Raw genomic sequence first — 19232 nt, forward strand, 5'->3', positions numbered from 1 at the left:
CCCGCTCGACTTGCATGTGTTAGGCCTGTCGCTAGCGTTCATCCTGAGCCAGGATCAAACTCTTCGTTGTAGTTATATATTTCCTTAGAGCTTCGATCCCCTCGCTCTTCAATTGAATGACGGTTCGCTTGTTTTAAATTTCTTTTCTTACCTTATTATAAGACTTTACAATTCCTCAATGAACGTTTACGCTCTTTATTGCGCCTTTCGTTTTTTTACCCCTCTCAAACACTCTAAATTACCTAAGCGCAGGGCCCGGTTTTTTATTGGCCGAAAAAAGTGTGGCAAAATTAATACTTCTTTCCTTTGCCTCCAAATCATTAATGATTTATTTTTTACAAAAACTCAAGACCAACTCTCCAGGGTCTCTACCCCTTCCAAAAGCGGCTGCAAAGAAAATCATTATTATCCCATTTATCCAAACTTTTTGTAAGAAATTTTCAAAATATTTTTAGATGAAAATATTAATCTGCTGAAAATCTATGAGATAATAACTAATTAAAATCAGGCTAAAACATAGCTTGCTGTATTTCTTGTTTTCTGTTCCACGTAAATTTTACGATTAACAGTAAAATCAATTGCTTTTGAAGAACTAAAATTTCTTACGGTTAAGAGTTCTACATCCATATTATAAACTACTTTAAACTCTTCTTTTAGTTCTTTAATCATGTCATCAAACCGTCTTTTATCGTAATTTATACAAACAGAAAAACTCAGGGCGGAATTTTGCATCAGGTTCACTTTAACCCTGAACCTAGTAAAAATATCAAACACATCACGAATATTATCTTCAACAATGAATGAAAAGTCGGATGGATATATTGTTACCAATGCCTGATTTTCTTTACGAATATATATTGGCAGATCGAAAAATACAGCATCATCAAAAACCTTTGTCCCTGGCAATCTGGGTTCATAAAATGACTTGACAAACATTGGAATCTGTTTATTCTGCAAGGGTTTCAGTGTTTTTGGATGAATAATCTGTGCCCCAAAGAACGTTAATTCAGTCGCTTCTTTATATGAAATCTCAGGAATTAATTCCGCTTCTGTAAACCATCTAGGATCAGCATTCAATACACCTGGCACATCTTTCCATATCGTTACAGATTTCGCATCTAAAAGATATGCAAGTGTTGCTGCGGTAAAATCAGAACCCTCCCGTCCCAGTGTTGTGGTTTGATTATTGAGGGTTGAACCAATAAAACCCTGCGTGACATAACATTTTGTATCTGAGAAATTAAAATGCTTAAGGGCCATATCCATGGAAGTATCCCACAATATTTTGGCTTCCCTGAAATTGTTTGATGTTCTTAAAATCTGACGGGCATCTGTCCAGTAATTTTGCGTACCGTTTGCATTCAGATATTCCGAAACAATTGCGGTGGAAAATAATTCACCAAACGATACAAGTCTGTCATAATCAAAATCATAATCGAGAGAAGGAACTTTTGCCAACTCATTCTCAAAATGACTCCATAACATCATAAACTGTTCGGGAAAATAATCTTCCTTAAACAATTGATTGATGATACTTTTATGAAAATCAAAAATTTGCTCTTTCATTTCTGCTGTGGATTCGCCGGAAAAAAAGGCATCTACTACGTGTTCGAATGCATTGGTCATTTTTCCCATTGCAGAAACAACAACAATCAGATTCTCACTGCAGGCATCAACAATAGATTTCAGGTTCTTAACGCCAGCTGCATCCTTTACCGATGCACCACCAAATTTATATACAATCATGCTTCATTTTTTTTCAAATGTAAATTTACCCAATTCACGGAAAAATGATAAATGTTAATGAAAAATTTCCATTTCAAAGTTGTTTAAATTCAGCTACATTTGCAGCCACATGAACGCACTAAAAAAATATTACCCGATTGTGCTGGCCGTTATTGGTTGGGCCTTATCTTTTATTTGGGTAAAAATAGCATATGAAGAATTTCATCCCATTAATCTTATAACACTAAGAGTTGCCGGTGCTGCTATTGTTTTTTTTGTTATTGGATTTATTCTTAAAAAATTACAGCCTATTAAAGCAGCCGATCTGAAGTATTTTTTGCTTATGGCATTTTTTGAACCATTTCTGTATTTTATGGGCGAGAGTCATGGCATGCAAATTGTCTCATCAACTTACGGTTCGGTCATCATTTCAACCATACCACTTTTTACTCCATTTGCCAGCTATTATCTGCTTAAGGAAAAGTTTAAACTCTCCATATTTTTCGGAATAATTATATCACTTACCGGTATTTTTATCATGGAATACAGTAGCATTGCTGAAAGTTCGTTTTCGTTTAAAGGAACACTACTTATGATGGTAGCCGTTATTTCGGCAACCTTTTTCCCTATTTTCCTGCAAAAGCTTACTGCCAATTATACCAATACCACCATACTGGCATACCAGAACCTATTTGGCTTTTTCATGTTCCTTCCATTTTTTATGGTGATTGATTTTAAAGACACAATCCACACGACTTTTCACATCAGACCAATTCTAGCGCTTGCCGGCCTTATTGTTTTTTCATCTGTTCTTGCATTTATATTCTTCACGAATTCAGTAAAGAAAATAGGCGTAACCAAATCAAATACATTTATAAATCTAATTCCGGTTATCACCGCCTTCCTCGCATTTTTCATCTTAAATGAAGCCCTGTCATTTCAAAAAATTGCGGGTATACTCATCGTAATATCAGGATTGTTTTTGTCTCAAATTAAATTTCGCAAGAAGCATGGAAGAGAAACTGAAACAACTTAAAATTCTGGCTCAAAACGCAGAAAAAGAAAACAGGTCTCTTTTAAAAAGTTTTTCGAAAAAGCAGAAACGATTAGTAGACGACCTGTTTCACACAGCTCACGATGAGGTTTTTGCCTACACTGATTGTCTGAAATGTGCCAACTGTTGTAAAACACTTGGACCAAGAATTACTGACCGCGATGTGGATAAGATGGCTAAAGCTTTAAAATTAAAACCTGCCGAAGTGGTTGAGCAATACCTGAAGACGGACGAAGACGGCGACCTTGTGTTTAAAAGTATGCCCTGTCCCTTTCTAATGTCTGACAATTACTGCATGATCTATGAATCGAGACCCAAAGCATGCAGGGAATACCCCCATACCGACAGAACGAATATTCTTCAGATAAAAAATATTACGCTTCAAAACAGCTATACCTGTCCTGCTGTTTTTGATATTCTTGAACTGGTAAAGAAACGAATCTGACTTTTGTGATCAAACGTTAAACCCAAAATTCTTAATCCATGTCAACAGCTCTTCTGAATTATTTTTTGTTTTAACATTAAAAAATCCAAATTCTCTTCTTACCGGATAACTTCCCCTGAAAAATTCAAATTTCTCCGGTGCATACTTTAGTTTATCTGAATCAATTTCAACGTCGTACGTTTGAAGAAACACCTCAAAAATATTATTCCCCTTTAATTCGAGTTCATTGATCTCAGCACCAGGCACCATATCGGGATACCAGCTTTTTAAGGGCAGGTTAAAAAAGTTACTTATGGCATGAACACTCATTGTTGTGCCATTCACTTTACCATCCACCGAATAGCCGGCAATATGAGGTGTGCCTATCAAAACTTCGTTCAAAAGATCATTGTCAATTTCGGGCTCATTTTCCCATACATCCAAAACAGCTTTTGAAATTAACTCATCCCTCAAAGCTTTTTTTATGGATTCTGTTTTAACAACCTCGCCCCGGCTTGAATTAATCACAACCGGTGCTTTTTTCAACTTTTTAAAGCTGACATCATTCAGCATATGAAAAGTAGGGTAATCTGAATCGTAATCCAATGGGACGTGAAAGGTTATGATATCTGCATTTTCAAGAATTGTTTCGAAATCCACAAAATCGCCCACTTCCCTTTCCTGTCGTGGCGGATCACACAACAGCACATTCATTCCAATGTTGCGACATAGTTTTTCAACTTTGGATCCCACATTACCAACCCCTACAATGCCTATGGTTTGTTTCTTTACATCGATGCCATTTCTCAACTGCAAAACCGACAATACCGACGCAATATATTGCATAACCGAACCGGAATTACATCCCGGTGCATTTGTCCACTTAATTCCCTTTTCTGCACAGTAACTTTTATCAATATGGTCGTGCCCAATTGTGGCGGTTGCGATAAATCTCACTGAAGAACCATCGAGCAATGCAGCATTACATTTGGTTCTGGTTCTTATCACCAGCGCATCGGCATCACGCACCATTTCTGCATTAAATGCTGCACCGCCGACATAAACAACTTCTGCATAAGGTTCAAAAACGCCTTTAATAAAAGGGATTTTATCATCAATTACAATCTTCATATATGTATAATGGATTAAACATCGGGATTAATGCACTGGAGCACATAACTATCTACATATCCGTTAACGCCTTTCAACCATTCTTTTAGCTGACCACAAACTTCAAATCCGGCATTTTTAAAGAATGATACGCTTACAGGATTATCGGCTCCAACATGACAATACAACATTTTTAAGTGAAGATATGAAAAAGCATATTTTTTTATGACCTCCATTGCTTCTGAACCATAACCGTTGCGCTGATATGCTTTATCAACAAAAATTCCGATTGCGGCCCTGTTATGATATGGATCGTATTCAAATAAATCTATAGCACCAACCGACTCATTTTTCCCATCAGGTTCGGCCTCAATTACCAGACGTAACTGACGGTTCTCATAAATATCCTTAGGAGCAGATTCGATATATTCCTTCAATAAATATTTTGAATATGGCGTAACTGTATCGCTGACATGCCACAACTCGCTGTCATTTTCCCATTTATACAGATCATCAATATCTGTTGGTTCCAGCGCACGTAGTTTGATCCGATTCCCTTTGAGCCAATCCATATTTTACTTATAATTGTGTTGTAAAGGCTGGCATAAAGTTAGCCTTTTTGAATAAGACAAAAAAACATCATGAAAATTTGTGTTTACTGCTCATCCAGCAATCATATTCCGGAAAAATATTTCCAGGTGGCACGAGATCTTGGAAAATGGCTGGCAGAAAATGGTCATTCCGTTATTTACGGCGGTGCCAGTGTTGGCCTAATGGAAGAAGTAGCAAAATCATTTAAAGCAAATAATCCCTCCGGCGAGCTAATCGGAGTAATACCGCAAAAGATTATTGATATGGGATTAACCACTTCACTTGCCGATGAAATTATTAAAGTAGAGGACATGAAGGAGCGCAAGGAAGTAATGCGAAATACCGGGAATGGCTATATCGCACTACCCGGAAGTTTTGGAACACTTGATGAAATTATCGAAGAAATCGTATTACGGCAGCTTGGCTATCATAACAAACCTATCGTATTTTTTGATCCACACCAATTTTACTCAGATCTATACAGACAATTCGATCGTTTCTTTTCAGAAGATTTTATTCGTACTGATTTCAGTAATTTGTATGCAGTAACTGAAAATACGTCCGGTTTAAGACAATATTTTAATTAACTCAATAATCTCTTCAAGGGATTGGTCCAAAGGATTTATGATAGCTTTTGCCTGTGAATAATACGGCTCGCGTTCAGCAATTTTATGGCTGACAAAATCAATCAGTTCACCGCGCGATTTCCCGTCAGCTAAAGGCCGTTTATGTTTTGAATTGATCAACCGCTCTACAATAACATCCTCCGGAACTTTAATATACAATGTTGCTCCGGTCTCATTCATCACATCCATATTGTTGAAAAAGCAAGGTGCTCCACCTCCAGTAGCAATTATTACATCTTCAATATTCGATAATTCCTCTAGTGCTTTTTGCTCCCTTTTTCTAAACTCATCTTCTCCATAAGTACTGAAAATCTCGGGAACAGACATAAAATTCTTTTCCTCAATATACTTATCCATATCAATCAATGGCAACTTCATTTCAGCAGACAACACCCTGCTGAGATAAGATTTACCACTTGCCATAAATCCTATTAAATATACTCTTATCATTATTAAAACAGTGACATCTGCCCTTCGCCATCTTCACGAGAAAAATCATCGGGCTCAGGGTCATCTTTATCGTTATCTTCTTCTTCAGGATCCTTCTGCAATGACTCACCCTGTTTTATTTTGGAGACATTATTTGTGGTTGCCCGTTTACCTTTAGCCCTGAAACTTTTTACACCAATAAATTCATCCACGTCAATTATCAGATCTTCCTTGTCAGCATCCTTACCTCCAAAAGTGACTATAAACTGCGGATACTTATCATCGGTCAATAAGACCAGTCTCGAATCTACATGCTCACCAATGAACGATTGTTTTTTCATCGACTGCTCAAAGGTGAAGCGTTTAATGTAGTAAAATCCCTGTTCGGCATCCCAAAGCGCTACAGACCAGATCTTATCCTCGTTGAATTTTTCTACCAGAAGAATTTCATCATCGTAATGGTTCGACAAATCAAAATTGGTATTGTAATACTCTCCTTCTTTGGTCACAACCAAAATCAGATCCTCACCCTGAAATTCACCAAGATACTGCCCTCTTTTATCCGAGTTCAGGCGGCTTACATCGTGATCAAAATAAATATTACGGCCACCCAGTGTTGATACACCTTTTTCCTTCAGTGATATTTTATGCACGTCGTTCTTAGTGAGAATATTTCCGGACGCATTACGACCTTTAATATCCAGCTCACTGAAATCCATCTCAAACACAAGACTCCGTAACCTGGGTTTTGGTTTCAGCATGACTTTAACTACTTCAGCCTCACCATTGGGGTTCGCGCTAAAATATAAAATCCTTGATCCTTTTGTACCACGCGTCAGATCATACTCCTTATCACGGGTAATGCTGGTTACGTTGAACCGCTTTTTCATGTAATTTCCGGATCTGCCATCCCGATAGATCACATTATAGGTTGTGCGTTTATCGTTACGCTTAAATACCGCAATGTGCAATATATCCTTTCCTACAAATTGTTTATCCTGAACCTTAGTCACAAAATAACGTCCATCCTTAAAGAAGACAATAATATCATCAATATCAGAACAATTACAAACAAATTCGTCCCTTTTGAGCGCCATACCAACAAAACCCTCTGCATAATTTACATAAAGTTTTTCGTTGGCGACCACAACTTTTGTAGCCTCAATATTCTCAAAACTTCTTATTTCTGTTTTACGAGGAAAGTTCTTTCCGTACTTATCTTTTATCTTCTTAAACCACCCGATGGTATAAGGGACAATATTCTTAATATCGTGTTCAACGGCTTTTATTTCTTCTTCAATAGCCAGCAAACGATCGGCAGCTTTATCCGCGTTAAATTTAAGGATACGCCCCATTTTAATTTCAAACAACCTCTCTATATCCTCTGAAGTTATTTCTCTGATAAATTTTTCCTTAAACGGATCCAGTCGTTTATCAATATGTGCTATAGCAGCCTCTTTATCTTTTGCATTTTCATATCCCTTATCTTTATAAATCCTCTCCTCTATAAAAATCTTCTCAAGCGATAACATATGCCAGGATTCTTCGAGCTCATGCTTTTTAACTTCCAGCTCCTGCAACAAAACCGCTTTGGTATGATCCACGTTGGATTTAAGTACCTCACTCACTCCCAGAAAGCGTGGTTTGTTATCTTCAATCACACAACAGTTAGGTGAAATACTTAATTCGCAATCGGAAAATGCATATAATGCGTCAATGGTTTTATCGGAAGATGTTCCTGAAGCCAGGTGCACCAGAATTTCGACATTCTCTGCAGTATTATCATCAACCTTCTTGATCTTGATCTTACCCTTTTCGTTGGCTTTAAGAATCGATTCAATCAGCGTAGATGTGTTCTTGCCATAAGGAATATCCTGAATAAGAAGTGTACGGTTATCGAGTTTTGATATCTTAGCCCTGACTTTTACAGCACCACCTCTTAAACCATCGTTATATCGCGATACATCAATATAACCTCCGGTTTGAAAATCAGGATACAGTTCAAATTCTTCATCTTTAAGATAGGCAATTGCACCATCTATCAACTCATTAAAATTGTGGGGCAAAATTTTTGATGCCAGACCAACAGCAATTCCTTCTACTCCCTGAGCCAGCAATAACGGGAATTTTACAGGTAGCGTAACCGGTTCCTTATTTCTGCCATCATAAGATGGTTTCCATTCGGTTACTTTCGGACTAAAAGCAACATCAAGTGCAAACTTTGACAACCGCGCCTCAATATAACGTGGCGCCGCCGCATTATCACCGGTATATACATTTCCCCAGTTTCCCTGGGTATCAATCAACAATTCCTTTTGTCCCAGCTGAACCAGCGCATCACCAATAGAAGCATCCCCATGCGGATGGAACTGCATAGTATGACCAATAATGTTTGCAACCTTATTATAACGACCATCATCCATGCGTTTCATGGAATGCAGAATGCGTCGCTGAACCGGTTTTAGTCCATCGTTAATATGAGGAACAGCACGTTCAAGAATTACATAACTGGCATAATCCAGAAACCATTCCTGATACATTCCGGAGAGATGTGCAGGACCGTCTGTTGCAAGATGGATATGAGGTTCACCATTCCCATCCTGATTTTCATTTGGTTTTATGTCATCATCCTGATCCTCTATGTTATCAATATCGTCTGCCATAAATGCTATTCTATCTCGTCAAGATTTGTAATGAGGTTATCGATAATAAAATTCTGCCTTTCTGCCGTATTTTTTCCCATGTAAAATGTGAGAAGATCTCCTACCTGATCCTCCTTTTTCATTCTGACCCGGTCGAGACGCATGTTGTCGATGTTGATGAAATGTTTGAATTCATCGGGAGAAATTTCGCCAAGACCTTTAAACCTTGTTATTTCGGGATCAGGCCCCAGCTTTTTTATAGCTGCAACTTTTTCTTCATCCGAATAACAATAAATGGTTTCCTTTTTATTCCGAACCCTGAAGAGCGGTGTCTGCAAAATATAAACATGTCCTTTCCTAACCAGTTCAGGGAAGAACTGCAGAAAAAACGTAATTAGTAATAATCTGATGTGCATACCATCCACATCAGCATCTGTTGCAATCACAACTTTATTGTAACGTAATCCTTCCAGACCGTCTTCAATATTGAGTGCCGACTGCAATAGATTAAACTCCTCGTTTTCGTATACGACCTTTTTAGTCAGACCATATGAGTTTAAAGGTTTTCCCCGCAAACTAAACACCGCCTGCGTTTGCACATCCCTTGCTTTTGTTATTGAACCACTGGCTGAGTCACCCTCGGTTATAAAAATCATCGAGTTCTGATAGTTATCCCCACTTTTTTCATCGTTCAAATGCAACCTGCAATCTCTGAGTTTTCTGTTATGTAGATTAGCTTTTTTTGCCCTTTCTCGTGCTATCTTGGTCACTCCGGCAATTGCTTTACGCTCTTTTTCTGATTCCAGAATTTTTTTAAAAAGACCGTCTGCAGTCGCTGAATTCTTGTGCAAAAAGTTATCCAGTTCCTTTTTAAGAAAATCATTGATAAACTGCCTTACCGTCGGTCCGTCAGGTCCCATATCCTTAGAACCCAATTTTGTTTTGGTCTGACTTTCAAAAACCGGCTCCTCTACCTTAACACTGATAGCTGCAATCAGGCCATTGCGCATATCTGCCAGATCAAAACTTTTATTATAGAATTCCCGTATTGTCCGCCCAACCGCTTCACGAAAAGCAATCTGATGGGTTCCTCCCTGGGTTGTATGCTGTCCGTTTACAAACGTATAGTACTCTTCGCCGTATTGATTACCATGAGTCATTGCAACCTCTATATCATCGCCTCTAAGATGAATAATAGGATAAAGTCCCGGCGATGTCATATTATCATTCAGCAGATCTAATAGTCCGTTTTTAGAACTGTATTTCTGACCATTAAAAACAATGGTAAGTCCGGTATTGAGGTAAACATAATTCTTAATCAGCGCTTCAATATGCTCATACTGGTACCTGTACCCATTGAAGATTTTCTCATCCGGTTCAAAAATTACCAACGTACCATTTTTTTCGTCCGTTGGTTGAACGGGTATATCACTGTCAAGCTCACCTCTTAAAAATTCCGCAGGTTTTGATTGTCCATCCCTGAATGACTGTATGAAGAAGTAGCCAGAAAGCGCATTTACAGCTTTTATACCAACACCATTCAACCCTACCGATTTTTTAAACACTTTGGAATCGTACTTGGCACCGGTATTCATTTTAGAAGCTACATCAATTACCTTTCCAAGAGGTACACCACGGCCAAAGTCGCGAACAGATACTCTCCCTTCATCGGAGATATCTATTTCTATAACATTACCGTTTCCCATCATAAATTCATCGATGGAGTTATCCATGACTTCCTTGAGCAGGACATATATTCCATCGTCTGCATAATTCCCGTCGCCCAACTTACCGATATACATACCGGGACGCAGCCTGATATGCTCTTTCCAGTCCAACGTCCGAATAGTATCCTCAGAATAATGTGCAGCACTCATAAAAATAATGTTTTAGCTAAAAAATGAATAGAAATAGCCTATCTAAGCAAATAGAGTAAATTTATGCTGAAATTGCAAACAGTGGCATTCTTTGATATAAACAATATTTTAACAGGAACAATACTATTTCCGCATCAGACGACCTCACTTAAAAGGTTACCCCCGGAATTAAACTACCTAATGTGATAAAGTGGGATTAAATATTAAATTCTCTGGCCTTGCTGTCTTAAATCAAAGAGTTTAAAAAGTGTGCCAAAATATGTAAACACCTATTTAAATTTCAATATTTTGATAGTTTTAATCCCAAATAATTACATTATATACAAATTATTATATGCATATTTGCATCCTGAACGAAGATAATTCTGAAATGCTACGAAAAATTAAAGAATCTTTTTCTGCACTCGACAAAAAGAAGCAGTTAATGTGGCTAACCGTTTTTGAGTACGTATTAATTGTAATTCTAGCCGGCGCATCCTTGGGATTCTTTTATCTTCTTACCATGGCCTAAGCACATCGCACTTTTACTTCATCCAAGCATTTGATTAAATAACATAGTTTGAGTAACAAACTCCCCCCATATTTCAAGAGTGGCAAAGGGATAAATTCAATTTAATGAGCTTGCTTCTAAATAAAAAAGGGAAGCTTTCGCTTCCCCTATCTTTATCAATCAGACCAAGATTTATGATCCGAAATCGTCGAACGCTACCATTTCATCCGGTACTCCAAGATCGTATAACATTTTAGTTACAGCGCTATTCATTAGCGGAGGACCACACAGATAATACTCTATATCTTCAGGCTCCTCGTGCTTTTCAAGGTAATTATTTAAAATTACCTGATGAATAAAACCGACCGGACCCTTCCAGTCATCTTCAGGCTTCGGCTCAGAAAGTGCAAGATGCCACTCAAAATTGGGAAAGTCTTTCTGTATCTCGTCAAACTCTTCTCTGTAGAAAACTTCTTTCAGAGAACGGGCACCATACCAGAATGTTACTTTTCTTCCTGTTTTTGCTGTTTTGAACAGATGGAACAAATGCGAACGCATCGGCGCCATACCGGCACCACCACCGATAAACATCATCTCCCTTTCTGTTTCCTTGATAAAGAATTCACCATAAGGTCCAGAAATCATTACTTTATCCCCTGGTTTACGAGAGAAAATAAATGAAGAGCACACACCCGGATTTACATCCATAAATGTTCCTTTCTCCCTGTCCCATGGCGGTGTTGCAATACGAATATTCAACATAACGATATTTCCTTCAGCAGGATGATTTGCCATGGAGTAAGCCCTGTATGTTGGCTCCGGATTACGCATTTTCAGATTGAAAATCCCCAGATCTTCCCACTCACTTTTCCACTTATCACCAATCTGAATATCTTTGAAGTCCACATCCATTTTAGGCACGTCAATCTGTATATAGCCACCTGATTTGAATTCAAGTATTTCTCCTTCTGGTAGTTTAACCACAAATTCTTTAATAAATGTTGCAACGTTATTATTGGAAACAACGGTACATTCCCACTTTTTAATACCCATAATTTCCTGCGGAATGCGCATTTCAATATTATCCTTAACCTTTATCTGACACGATAAACGCCAGTTTTCATTCTGTTCCTTACGGGTAAAGAAATCTACTTCAGTGGGTAAAATAGTACCAGCTCCCGAATCAACCTGAGCTCTGCACATACCACATGTTCCTCCACCACCACAGGCAGAAGGAAGAAAAATATTACTATTGGTCATTGCAGATAATAAGGTCTGCCCCTGATCTACTTCCAATACAGTATCGCCATTGTTAATACTAATATTCACACTGCCCGAAGGAATCAACTTCTTTTTGGCATAAAGCAGGATCGATACCAGAATAAGAATGACCAGCAAAAACACTATCACACTTATTGTTATTGTAACTACCTGACCAGCTAAAAACACCATATCTTTAATTTTTATCGCTATTATTAAAGTTTAATACCCATGAATCCCATGAATGCCATACCCATCAAACCGGTAACGATAAACGTTATACCTAGTCCCTTGAGAGGAGCAGGAATATCAGAATACCTGATTTTCTCCCTAATTGCCGCAATACCTACTATAGCCAGCCACCATCCAACACCGCTACCTACACCGAATGTAGTCGCTTCGGCTATATTACTGTAATTTCTCTCCTGCATAAAAAGAGACCCACCAAGTATGGCACAGTTTACAGCAATTAATGGTAAAAAGATACCAAGCGATGAATACAGTGACGGAGCAAATTTCTCAACCACCATTTCCACCAGCTGAACCATTGAAGCAATTACAGCTATGAACATGATAAAGCTAAGGAAGCTCAGATCCAAACCTGCAAATGAATCACCCAGCCATGACAAAGCACCTTCTTTTAATACATAGTTTTCAAGCAAATAGTTTACAGGGACAGTAATAGCCATTACAAATATTACAGCGAGCCCTAAACCGTTTGCAGTTTTAACACTTTTTGAAACAGCCAGATATGAACACATACCAAGAAAGTATGCGAATATCATGTTGTTTATGAAAACCGATTCGACAAATATGTTTAATAACTTTTCCATAACTATTCTCCTTCAGATTAATGTGTTTCCTGCAAATCTTTTTTCCTACTTCTGTGAACCCAGATTATTAATCCCACCAGGAACAATGCCATAGGAGGTAAGATAAACAGTCCATTATTGCTATAACCGTGTTCATACAGTGATTGTGGAATTACCTGAAAACCAAACAACTGTCCTGACCCGAATAATTCCCTGAAAAATGCAACAAGAACCAGAATCAAACCGTATCCCATTCCGTTTCCTATACCATCAAGAAGCGACAACCACGGCTTGTTGCCAAGCGCAAAAGCTTCAAGACGTCCCATAATGATACAGTTGGTAATTATCAATCCAACAAAAACCGAAAGCTGTTTACTCACGTCATATGCAAAGGCCTTCAATAGCTGGTCTACCAGAATAACCAGAGCAGCTACAACTACCAGCTGAACAATAATACGAATCCTGGTCGGAATAGTATTTCGCATTAGTGAAATAATCACATTGGAAAAAGCTGTTACTACAGTAACAGATACTGCCATTACAATAGCAGGCTCCAGCTTCACTGTGATAGCCAGTGCCGAACAAATACCCAATACCTGTACAACGATAGGGTTATCGCTGCTTAAGGGATTAAATAATATCTTTTTTTCTTTTGCTGAAAATAAGCCCATAATGTCAAATTTTATTCATTTAAAAACTTATCGTAGGCTGACAAACAGTCGTTCATCATCGCCTGAACTCCTTTACTTGTAATAGTACCTCCCGAGATTCCATCAACAGCATGGATATTACCTTTGGATGCGCCACCCTTTAATACATAAAATGTAACCTTACCGTTTTCAAGGATGCTCTTTCCTGCAAACTCCGCCTGAAAATGCGGTTTTGCAATTTCTGCTCCTAGCCCCGGTGTCTCTCCCTTATGGTCAAATGTTGCACCGTAAATGGTCTTTTTATCACTGTTCAGTGAAACATATCCCCAAATCGGTCCCCAAAGTCCTTTCCCCCTTAAAGGAAGAATATATTTTGTTTCGCCATTATCAAGTGTACATTGATAGACCGGTAGTTTTCTTTCTGATGCTTTCAATGCAACCTGTTTGGTCATATCTACAGAGAACGCATCTCCCTGTACTTTTTCTCCCGCCGAATTAAGAATATAAGTACTTGTAATATATTTACTATACTTTGCTTCGGCATCATCTGCTGTACTAATAATGTTTACCGACTTTAAGATGTCTGATTTTTTTGCAATCTCTACATTCTTATTCTGCCTTGGTTTTAAACTCAATGAGGCAAAAGCAAGAATTGCAGCCACAACAACAACCATTATTGTAGCATAAATAAATGTATAAGCATTTCCTTCTCTGTTCATGACATCTGTCTTTTAAGCGTTTGCTTTAGCACGTTTCAAACGTCGTTTAATATTCTGATGGACCACAACATGATCGATGAGTGGCGCAAATATATTCATGAGCAGGATCGCCAGCATCACCCCTTCGGGATATGCCGGGTTAACAATTCTGATCAGAATGGCCAAAGCGCCAATCAAGAATCCATATATCCATTTTCCTGTTTCTGTTCTTGAGCCTGTTACCGGGTCTGTTGCCATGAAAACTGCACCGAATGCAAATCCACCCAATACCAACTGATAATGTGGCGGCATCAGCATAAATGCATTATCACTGGTTGCCAAATTAAGTAACAGTGCCATAAGATAACCTCCGGCAAACGTACTTACCATAATTTTCCAGCTGCCAACACCCGTAAAAATTAATATTGCTGCTCCAATCAGGATCGCAATGGTTGAAGTTTCCCCGATTGATCCGGGAATAAAACCTGCAAACATATCCCAAAGAGATACCGGATGTCCAAATCCATCCACAATCTTTGCAGCTTCACCTGAATGTGCCAGGGCAGCCTGGCTCAAAGCAGTAGCACCACTGAAACCATCTGGCAACGGTGCACCTTTGGTAATTCCTCTGATCCAAACATTATCACCAGACATAAAAGCAGGATATGCAAAGAACAGGAACGCACGCGTGATCAGTGCCACATTAAAAACGTTCATGCCGGTTCCACCAAAAGCTTCTTTTGCAAAGATTACAGCAAATGCAGTTGCCACTGCAACCATCCAAAGCGGTACATCAATCGGTACAATCAGGGGAATAAGCATACCTGTAACAAGGAATCCTTCCTGTATTTCGTGTCCCTTTATCTGGGCAAAAGTAAATTCAATCCCTAAACCTACGCCATAAGATACAATGACAAGCGGGAGTACTCTAATTAAACCATAGAAAAATGTATCCCAAAATGCAGCCGTCTCTCCTAACGCGTGAAAATGCTGATAACCAACATTATACATTCCAAAAAGCAGAGCAGGTATCAATGCCACGACTACTGTAATCATGGTACGCTTCATATCATTATAATCATGAATATGAACCCCGCTTTTAGAAGTCTTGTCCGGTACAAAGAGAAAAGTTTCAAAACCATCGAATACGGAGTGGAACTTCTCAAGTTTTCCACCTTTTTCGAATTGAGGTTTAATGTTATCTAAAATTTTTCTTAATGCTTTCAAGGCTCTAAAATTTTATATTTTATTTCTTCTTATCCTAATTCCTGTATCATCAGATCCAAACCTTCACGAATTATCTTTTGTACTTCTGTTTTTGATGTACAAACAACTTCACAAAGTGCCATATCCTCAGGTGCAATTTCGTAAATCCCAAGCTGTTCCATTTTATCTATATCCTTAACAATAACAGCTTTTAATAAAAACTCAGGTAAAACATCCATTGGAAGTACCTTGTCATACTCACCTGACATTACCAGAGCGCGGTGTCCTCCGTTAAGATTAGCATCTAAACGCCAAAGTTTTTTACCCAAAAATGATGAGAACACGTTGCCATGAATACTGAATTTATTAAATCCGGGATTAGCCCATCCCATGAATTCAAAATGATCGCCTTCCGGAATTACAGTAATCTGATGATGATAAGATCCGAGATAGCCGTCTTTACTTATCTTGGTTCCCGTTAAAACATTTCCACTGATTACACGGGGATTAGTTGACTTAAGATTGTCTGCCACAAAAGGAGTTACAGACATACCGATCACTATATTGTAGTACCCGGTTTTCTTAAGTTCAGAACCCGTTACAGCAATTGTCCGTAAAGGATCATATTTCCCGTTCAGGAATAAGCTTCCTAATGCAGCAACATCCTGAGGGTTAATTACCCAGACAACTTCATCCTTATTAATCGCATCTATATGATGAATTTGAATACCCACGTTTCCTGCCGGATGTGGGCCAGACACTTCATGCAAATCAACACCTTTCAAAGCTTTAAAAACCTTAGCTGAAGAATTTCCATCAACAGATAAATGTATTTTGCCTTTCGTGAGTTTTTTCAGGATGTTAATGCCTTCCTGCAACTCTTTTCCTTTATCCTGAAGGATAAAATTATAATTTGGAGCTAAAGGAGCTGTGTCAAGACCCGAAATAAATACAGCCTTGGGTTCCTTATCTGCTTTGGCAATAACATCATATGGTCTTTGTTTGATAAAAGGCCACATGCCTGCTTGTTGAATCTTCTCAACAACTTCTTCCCTTTTCATTTTTGACACATCAGATTTTCCCAAATCCTCTGCAGTCATTTTACCATCGCTTTTAACAACGACTTCAAGGATGCGTCTGCGTTCTCCCCTGACAACATCAACCACTTCACCACTTACGGGTGAAACAAATAAAATATTGGGGTTGTACTTATCATAAAACACCGGGGTTCCAACTTTGACCTTCTCACCGGGTTTTAAAAGAAGTTTTGGCGTTAATCCATGGAAGTCTGTCGGTTTTAAAGCAAATAACTCTGCTTTCGGGGTTGATAAAATCTGCTCTTCGGCTTTACCTTCAAGCTTAATATCCAATCCCTTCCTGATTTTAATCATTTCCGCCATAATAAGAAGAAATATAATTTTTCCTAAAAATTTTGTGCAAAAGTATTAAATTTTATCGCTCAATCGTTATTGTTTAACATCTTTATAAAGATTTTTTTCTTCAATTTAAACATCTATATTTGTAAATTGTTTAAAATTAGCCTATTATGCTAAAGATCAATACATTATTATTTTTATTTATAATAACTCTATTTAATTCATACGGAATTGAGCCCTATTTTACTCATATTATGGCCTCTGATTTTAAGACTTTACAGGTATACAATTCCGACGATATAATGTCCTATCCGGCCATTGGTCTGAATAGCGATGATCAAATAGTCATAAGTTTTGATGAACTTGCCGATAGTGAACAAAGTCTCAAATACAATATCATACATTGCAACAGCAACTGGCTGCCTTCCGATTTAACTGATACCGAATTTCTGAGAGGGTTTAAAACATCTTTTATTGATAATTATGAATACTCTATAAACACAAATGTTCCTTATGTACATTATTCTCTCTCACTTCCAAATGATTATACATCATTTAAAGTTTCCGGAAATTATGTGGTTACAATAACAAATGATAACAGTAAAGAACCACTGCTAACAGCATGTTTTTATGTATATGAAAATGTTGTCACCATTGCACCTGAAGTAGCTTTTGTAACAGAAACTGATATCAGAAAGGAAAATCAACAGATCAACTTTGTTATTAATCATCCTGATCTTCACATCCAGGATCCGGCAACAGATTTAAAAGTTTTTATTCAACAAAATGACAGAAGAGACAATATTAAATCTGGTATTCAGCCAACATTTATAAGATCCGGCCAACTGGTTTATGAACACAACACAGATCTTACCTTTAAAGGAGGAAATGAATTCAGATATTTCGAAGCTACATCAACAAGATATAACACACACGGAATTGAAAGCATTCAGTATTTTGCACCCTACTATCACATGGTTCTTGTTCCTGATGAACCTCAGAGCAAGATCAGCTACAGTTACAGGCACGATGTAGATGGGAAATTTTTTATCCGCAAGCAGGAAGCTGATCAGGACAATCTCGCACTGGAATCTGATTATGTTATTGTACATTTTACCATTCGCCGTGATGAACCTTATTTTAATGGGAAGATCTTTTTAAATGGTGATTTTACTTACGGAGAATTTAACGATCCGTATCAGATGAAATACGATTTTGATGAAAAAGCATATTATACAAATATCCTTCTTAAACAAGGAAGGTACGATTACCAGTACCTGTTTTTACCAACCGGAGAAAAAGTTGCAAGTTATTCCCCGTATGAAAATAATTTCTTTGAAACCGAAAATAATTACCGCATCTATGCTTACTACAGGTCGTTTAGCGACCGATACGACAGACTGGTCGGCTATACTTTGGTTACTGCAAATGCGAAATAAAATAATACAAGATGTAAACCACGAATCACAATCATTTCACGACCACAACAATCCCCCCTGATTAAATAAACTAGGCAACAATACTTCAACAGTTTAAAGGCAAAAGCTGTTACAAACTATTTTAAGGGGTTTAACACCCTCTCCTTCGGCAAGCTCAGGATTCACCCAGTTGATACTTTTTGACGCATCTAAAACTATCGAAAAAATGCTTGCTGTAAAGAACCGCAATAACTTACCCGAAAGCATCAATCTGTTGTCTTCCAACGCGCCAGTCCTCACCCTTTACAGCGGCCAGCGCACAGTTTTTATATATTAATAATGACTCTGGAAGGGTTAAACAATTATAGCCCCAGATCAGTAAACATGGCGAATGTAATCCTGATGCTTCTATCAGGATTTATAACCTGGAGAAAGGATGATTATGTAAATCAGGCCGGAGTTTATATCTTCAGACAAAGTTAGAAACGAATCAAGACCGCACTTTTTGACAGGTTATTGTTAGTTATTTTTCATTTAAAGACAATTTGTTCGCTACACCACAACATAAAAAAAGCGAAAAACAACTTTCTGTTTTTCGCTTTTCTGTACCCGGAACCGGAATCGAACCGGTACGGTATTGCTACCACTGGTTTTTGAGACCAGCGCGTCTACCTATTCCGCCATCCGGGCGTTTTGGCAACGGTAAACCGTTTTGCGGATGCAAATGTAATAAAAAATTGAATTATGCAAAACCAACATCTTGTGGAAAACCAACTAACAATATTTTTTCGTATTCATGGGCACCGGCCTTTGATTTCAGTAACTTTGCCTGAAATTTAAATTT

At 38.0% G+C, this 19232-nt stretch carries 17 protein-coding genes, 1 tRNA gene and 1 rRNA gene; 5 read left to right on the plus strand and 14 right to left on the minus strand.

Annotation, left to right across the window (positions count from 1 at the left end; all coding sequences use genetic code 11):
- Nucleotides 1–70: ribosomal RNA gene (locus ACE1ET_RS19725) — 16S ribosomal RNA — on the minus strand; the annotation flags it as partial.
- Between the two features lie 434 nt (nucleotides 71–504).
- Nucleotides 505–1746 (minus strand): aspartate kinase, encoded by a 1242-nt coding sequence (locus ACE1ET_RS19730; protein ID WP_375730148.1) that lies wholly within the window; start codon nucleotides 1744–1746, stop codon nucleotides 505–507.
- A gap of 109 nt (nucleotides 1747–1855) precedes the next feature.
- Here ACE1ET_RS19730 and ACE1ET_RS19735 point away from each other — a divergent pair, with 109 nt between their 5' ends.
- Entirely contained in the window at nucleotides 1856–2761 is a 906-nt protein-coding gene (locus ACE1ET_RS19735; RefSeq protein WP_375730149.1) for a DMT family transporter, read from the plus strand.
- The gene (locus tag ACE1ET_RS19740) at nucleotides 2736–3224 is read left to right on the plus strand and encodes a YkgJ family cysteine cluster protein (protein ID WP_375730150.1); all 489 of its coding nucleotides are present in this window, start codon (nucleotides 2736–2738) and stop codon (nucleotides 3222–3224) included. Before ACE1ET_RS19735 ends, ACE1ET_RS19740 begins: the two co-directional genes overlap by 26 nt.
- Before the next feature lie 9 nt (nucleotides 3225–3233).
- Here ACE1ET_RS19740 and pdxB read toward each other — a convergent pair whose 3' ends face one another.
- Together pdxB and ACE1ET_RS19750 are read right to left on the minus strand one after the other, a co-directional pair.
- The gene (pdxB, locus tag ACE1ET_RS19745; protein WP_375730151.1) at nucleotides 3234–4334 is read right to left on the minus strand and encodes a 4-phosphoerythronate dehydrogenase PdxB; all 1101 of its coding nucleotides are present in this window, start codon (nucleotides 4332–4334) and stop codon (nucleotides 3234–3236) included.
- Nucleotides 4335–4348: 14 nt separating this feature from the next.
- Nucleotides 4349–4885, minus strand: a complete 537-nt coding sequence (locus ACE1ET_RS19750; protein ID WP_375730152.1) for a GNAT family N-acetyltransferase — start codon at nucleotides 4883–4885, stop codon at nucleotides 4349–4351.
- A gap of 69 nt (nucleotides 4886–4954) precedes the next feature.
- Between ACE1ET_RS19750 and ACE1ET_RS19755 the strand changes: the two genes are divergently transcribed.
- Nucleotides 4955–5491: an LOG family protein gene (locus tag ACE1ET_RS19755; protein ID WP_375730153.1), complete on the plus strand. Its 537-nt coding sequence runs from the start codon at nucleotides 4955–4957 to the stop codon at nucleotides 5489–5491.
- Here ACE1ET_RS19755 and ACE1ET_RS19760 read toward each other — a convergent pair.
- From ACE1ET_RS19760 to ACE1ET_RS19770, 3 genes are read right to left on the minus strand one after another with little or no spacing between them, the layout of a single operon-like run.
- A complete protein-coding gene (locus ACE1ET_RS19760; RefSeq protein WP_375730154.1) occupies nucleotides 5471–5980 on the minus strand; it encodes a shikimate kinase in 510 nt (169 codons plus the stop codon). The two genes, ACE1ET_RS19755 and ACE1ET_RS19760, sit on opposite strands and share 21 nt — an antisense overlap.
- Nucleotides 5981–5982: 2 nt before the next feature.
- Nucleotides 5983–8622, minus strand: a complete 2640-nt coding sequence (locus tag ACE1ET_RS19765; RefSeq protein ID WP_375730155.1) for a DNA gyrase/topoisomerase IV subunit A — start codon at nucleotides 8620–8622, stop codon at nucleotides 5983–5985.
- Between the two features lie 5 nt (nucleotides 8623–8627).
- Complete coding sequence (locus ACE1ET_RS19770) at nucleotides 8628–10478, minus strand: DNA topoisomerase IV subunit B (protein WP_375730156.1); 1851 nt, start codon at nucleotides 10476–10478, stop codon at nucleotides 8628–8630.
- Nucleotides 10479–10812: 334 nt separating this feature from the next.
- Here ACE1ET_RS19770 and ACE1ET_RS19775 point away from each other — a divergent pair, with 334 nt between their 5' ends.
- Nucleotides 10813–10989, plus strand: coding sequence for a hypothetical protein (locus ACE1ET_RS19775; protein WP_375730157.1), 177 nt, complete (start codon nucleotides 10813–10815; stop codon nucleotides 10987–10989).
- Between the two features lie 171 nt (nucleotides 10990–11160).
- Here the strand turns inward: ACE1ET_RS19775 and nqrF are convergent, their stop codons facing one another.
- From nqrF to ACE1ET_RS19805, 6 genes are read right to left on the minus strand one after another with little or no spacing between them, the layout of a single operon-like run.
- Nucleotides 11161–12420, minus strand: coding sequence for an NADH:ubiquinone reductase (Na(+)-transporting) subunit F (gene nqrF, locus ACE1ET_RS19780; RefSeq protein ID WP_375730158.1), 1260 nt, complete (start codon nucleotides 12418–12420; stop codon nucleotides 11161–11163).
- A gap of 23 nt (nucleotides 12421–12443) precedes the next feature.
- Entirely contained in the window at nucleotides 12444–13061 is a 618-nt protein-coding gene (gene nqrE, locus ACE1ET_RS19785; protein ID WP_375730159.1) for an NADH:ubiquinone reductase (Na(+)-transporting) subunit E, read from the minus strand.
- A gap of 17 nt (nucleotides 13062–13078) precedes the next feature.
- Nucleotides 13079–13711 (minus strand): NADH:ubiquinone reductase (Na(+)-transporting) subunit D, encoded by a 633-nt coding sequence (locus ACE1ET_RS19790; RefSeq protein ID WP_375730160.1) that lies wholly within the window; start codon nucleotides 13709–13711, stop codon nucleotides 13079–13081.
- An 11-nt stretch (nucleotides 13712–13722) separates the two neighbouring features.
- Entirely contained in the window at nucleotides 13723–14409 is a 687-nt protein-coding gene (gene nqrC, locus ACE1ET_RS19795; RefSeq protein ID WP_375730161.1) for an NADH:ubiquinone reductase (Na(+)-transporting) subunit C, read from the minus strand.
- A 12-nt stretch (nucleotides 14410–14421) separates the two neighbouring features.
- The gene (locus ACE1ET_RS19800) at nucleotides 14422–15615 is read right to left on the minus strand and encodes an NADH:ubiquinone reductase (Na(+)-transporting) subunit B (protein WP_375730162.1); all 1194 of its coding nucleotides are present in this window, start codon (nucleotides 15613–15615) and stop codon (nucleotides 14422–14424) included.
- A 29-nt stretch (nucleotides 15616–15644) separates the two neighbouring features.
- The gene (locus ACE1ET_RS19805; protein WP_375730163.1) at nucleotides 15645–16985 is read right to left on the minus strand and encodes a Na(+)-translocating NADH-quinone reductase subunit A; all 1341 of its coding nucleotides are present in this window, start codon (nucleotides 16983–16985) and stop codon (nucleotides 15645–15647) included.
- Nucleotides 16986–17140: 155 nt separating this feature from the next.
- Between ACE1ET_RS19805 and ACE1ET_RS19810 the strand changes: the two genes are divergently transcribed.
- Complete coding sequence (locus tag ACE1ET_RS19810; RefSeq protein WP_375730164.1) at nucleotides 17141–18409, plus strand: type IX secretion system plug protein; 1269 nt, start codon at nucleotides 17141–17143, stop codon at nucleotides 18407–18409.
- 585 nt (nucleotides 18410–18994) lie between these two features.
- On the opposite strand, the gene ACE1ET_RS19815 is transcribed toward ACE1ET_RS19810, so the two are convergent.
- Nucleotides 18995–19078: transfer RNA gene (locus ACE1ET_RS19815), tRNA-Leu, on the minus strand.
- Between the last annotated feature and the right edge of the window lie 154 nt (nucleotides 19079–19232).

It is taken from the genome of Quyinboa mangrovi (assembly GCF_042219825.1).
Taxonomy (GTDB): Bacteria; Bacteroidota; Bacteroidia; order Bacteroidales; family UBA5342; genus JBHJHP01.

Bases quoted from the DNA above. Each gene is read 5' to 3' on its own strand.
- ACE1ET_RS19730 (WP_375730148.1), bottom strand. From the start codon at position 1,746: ATGATTGTATATAAATTTGGTGGTGCATCGGTAAAGGATGCAGCTGGC.
- ACE1ET_RS19735 (WP_375730149.1), top strand. From the start codon at position 1,856: ATGAACGCACTAAAAAAATATTACCCGATTGTGCTGGCCGTTATTGGT.
- ACE1ET_RS19740 (WP_375730150.1), top strand. From the start codon at position 2,736: ATGGAAGAGAAACTGAAACAACTTAAAATTCTGGCTCAAAACGCAGAA.
- pdxB (WP_375730151.1), bottom strand. From the start codon at position 4,334: ATGAAGATTGTAATTGATGATAAAATCCCTTTTATTAAAGGCGTTTTT.
- ACE1ET_RS19750 (WP_375730152.1), bottom strand. From the start codon at position 4,885: ATGGATTGGCTCAAAGGGAATCGGATCAAACTACGTGCGCTGGAACCA.
- ACE1ET_RS19755 (WP_375730153.1), top strand. From the start codon at position 4,955: ATGAAAATTTGTGTTTACTGCTCATCCAGCAATCATATTCCGGAAAAA.
- ACE1ET_RS19760 (WP_375730154.1), bottom strand. From the start codon at position 5,980: ATGATAAGAGTATATTTAATAGGATTTATGGCAAGTGGTAAATCTTAT.
- ACE1ET_RS19765 (WP_375730155.1), bottom strand. From the start codon at position 8,622: ATGGCAGACGATATTGATAACATAGAGGATCAGGATGATGACATAAAA.
- ACE1ET_RS19770 (WP_375730156.1), bottom strand. From the start codon at position 10,478: ATGAGTGCTGCACATTATTCTGAGGATACTATTCGGACGTTGGACTGG.
- ACE1ET_RS19775 (WP_375730157.1), top strand. From the start codon at position 10,813: ATGCATATTTGCATCCTGAACGAAGATAATTCTGAAATGCTACGAAAA.
- nqrF (WP_375730158.1), bottom strand. From the start codon at position 12,420: ATGGTGTTTTTAGCTGGTCAGGTAGTTACAATAACAATAAGTGTGATA.
- nqrE (WP_375730159.1), bottom strand. From the start codon at position 13,061: ATGGAAAAGTTATTAAACATATTTGTCGAATCGGTTTTCATAAACAAC.
- ACE1ET_RS19790 (WP_375730160.1), bottom strand. From the start codon at position 13,711: ATGGGCTTATTTTCAGCAAAAGAAAAAAAGATATTATTTAATCCCTTA.
- nqrC (WP_375730161.1), bottom strand. From the start codon at position 14,409: ATGAACAGAGAAGGAAATGCTTATACATTTATTTATGCTACAATAATG.
- ACE1ET_RS19805 (WP_375730163.1), bottom strand. From the start codon at position 16,985: ATGATTAAAATCAGGAAGGGATTGGATATTAAGCTTGAAGGTAAAGCC.
- ACE1ET_RS19810 (WP_375730164.1), top strand. From the start codon at position 17,141: ATGCTAAAGATCAATACATTATTATTTTTATTTATAATAACTCTATTT.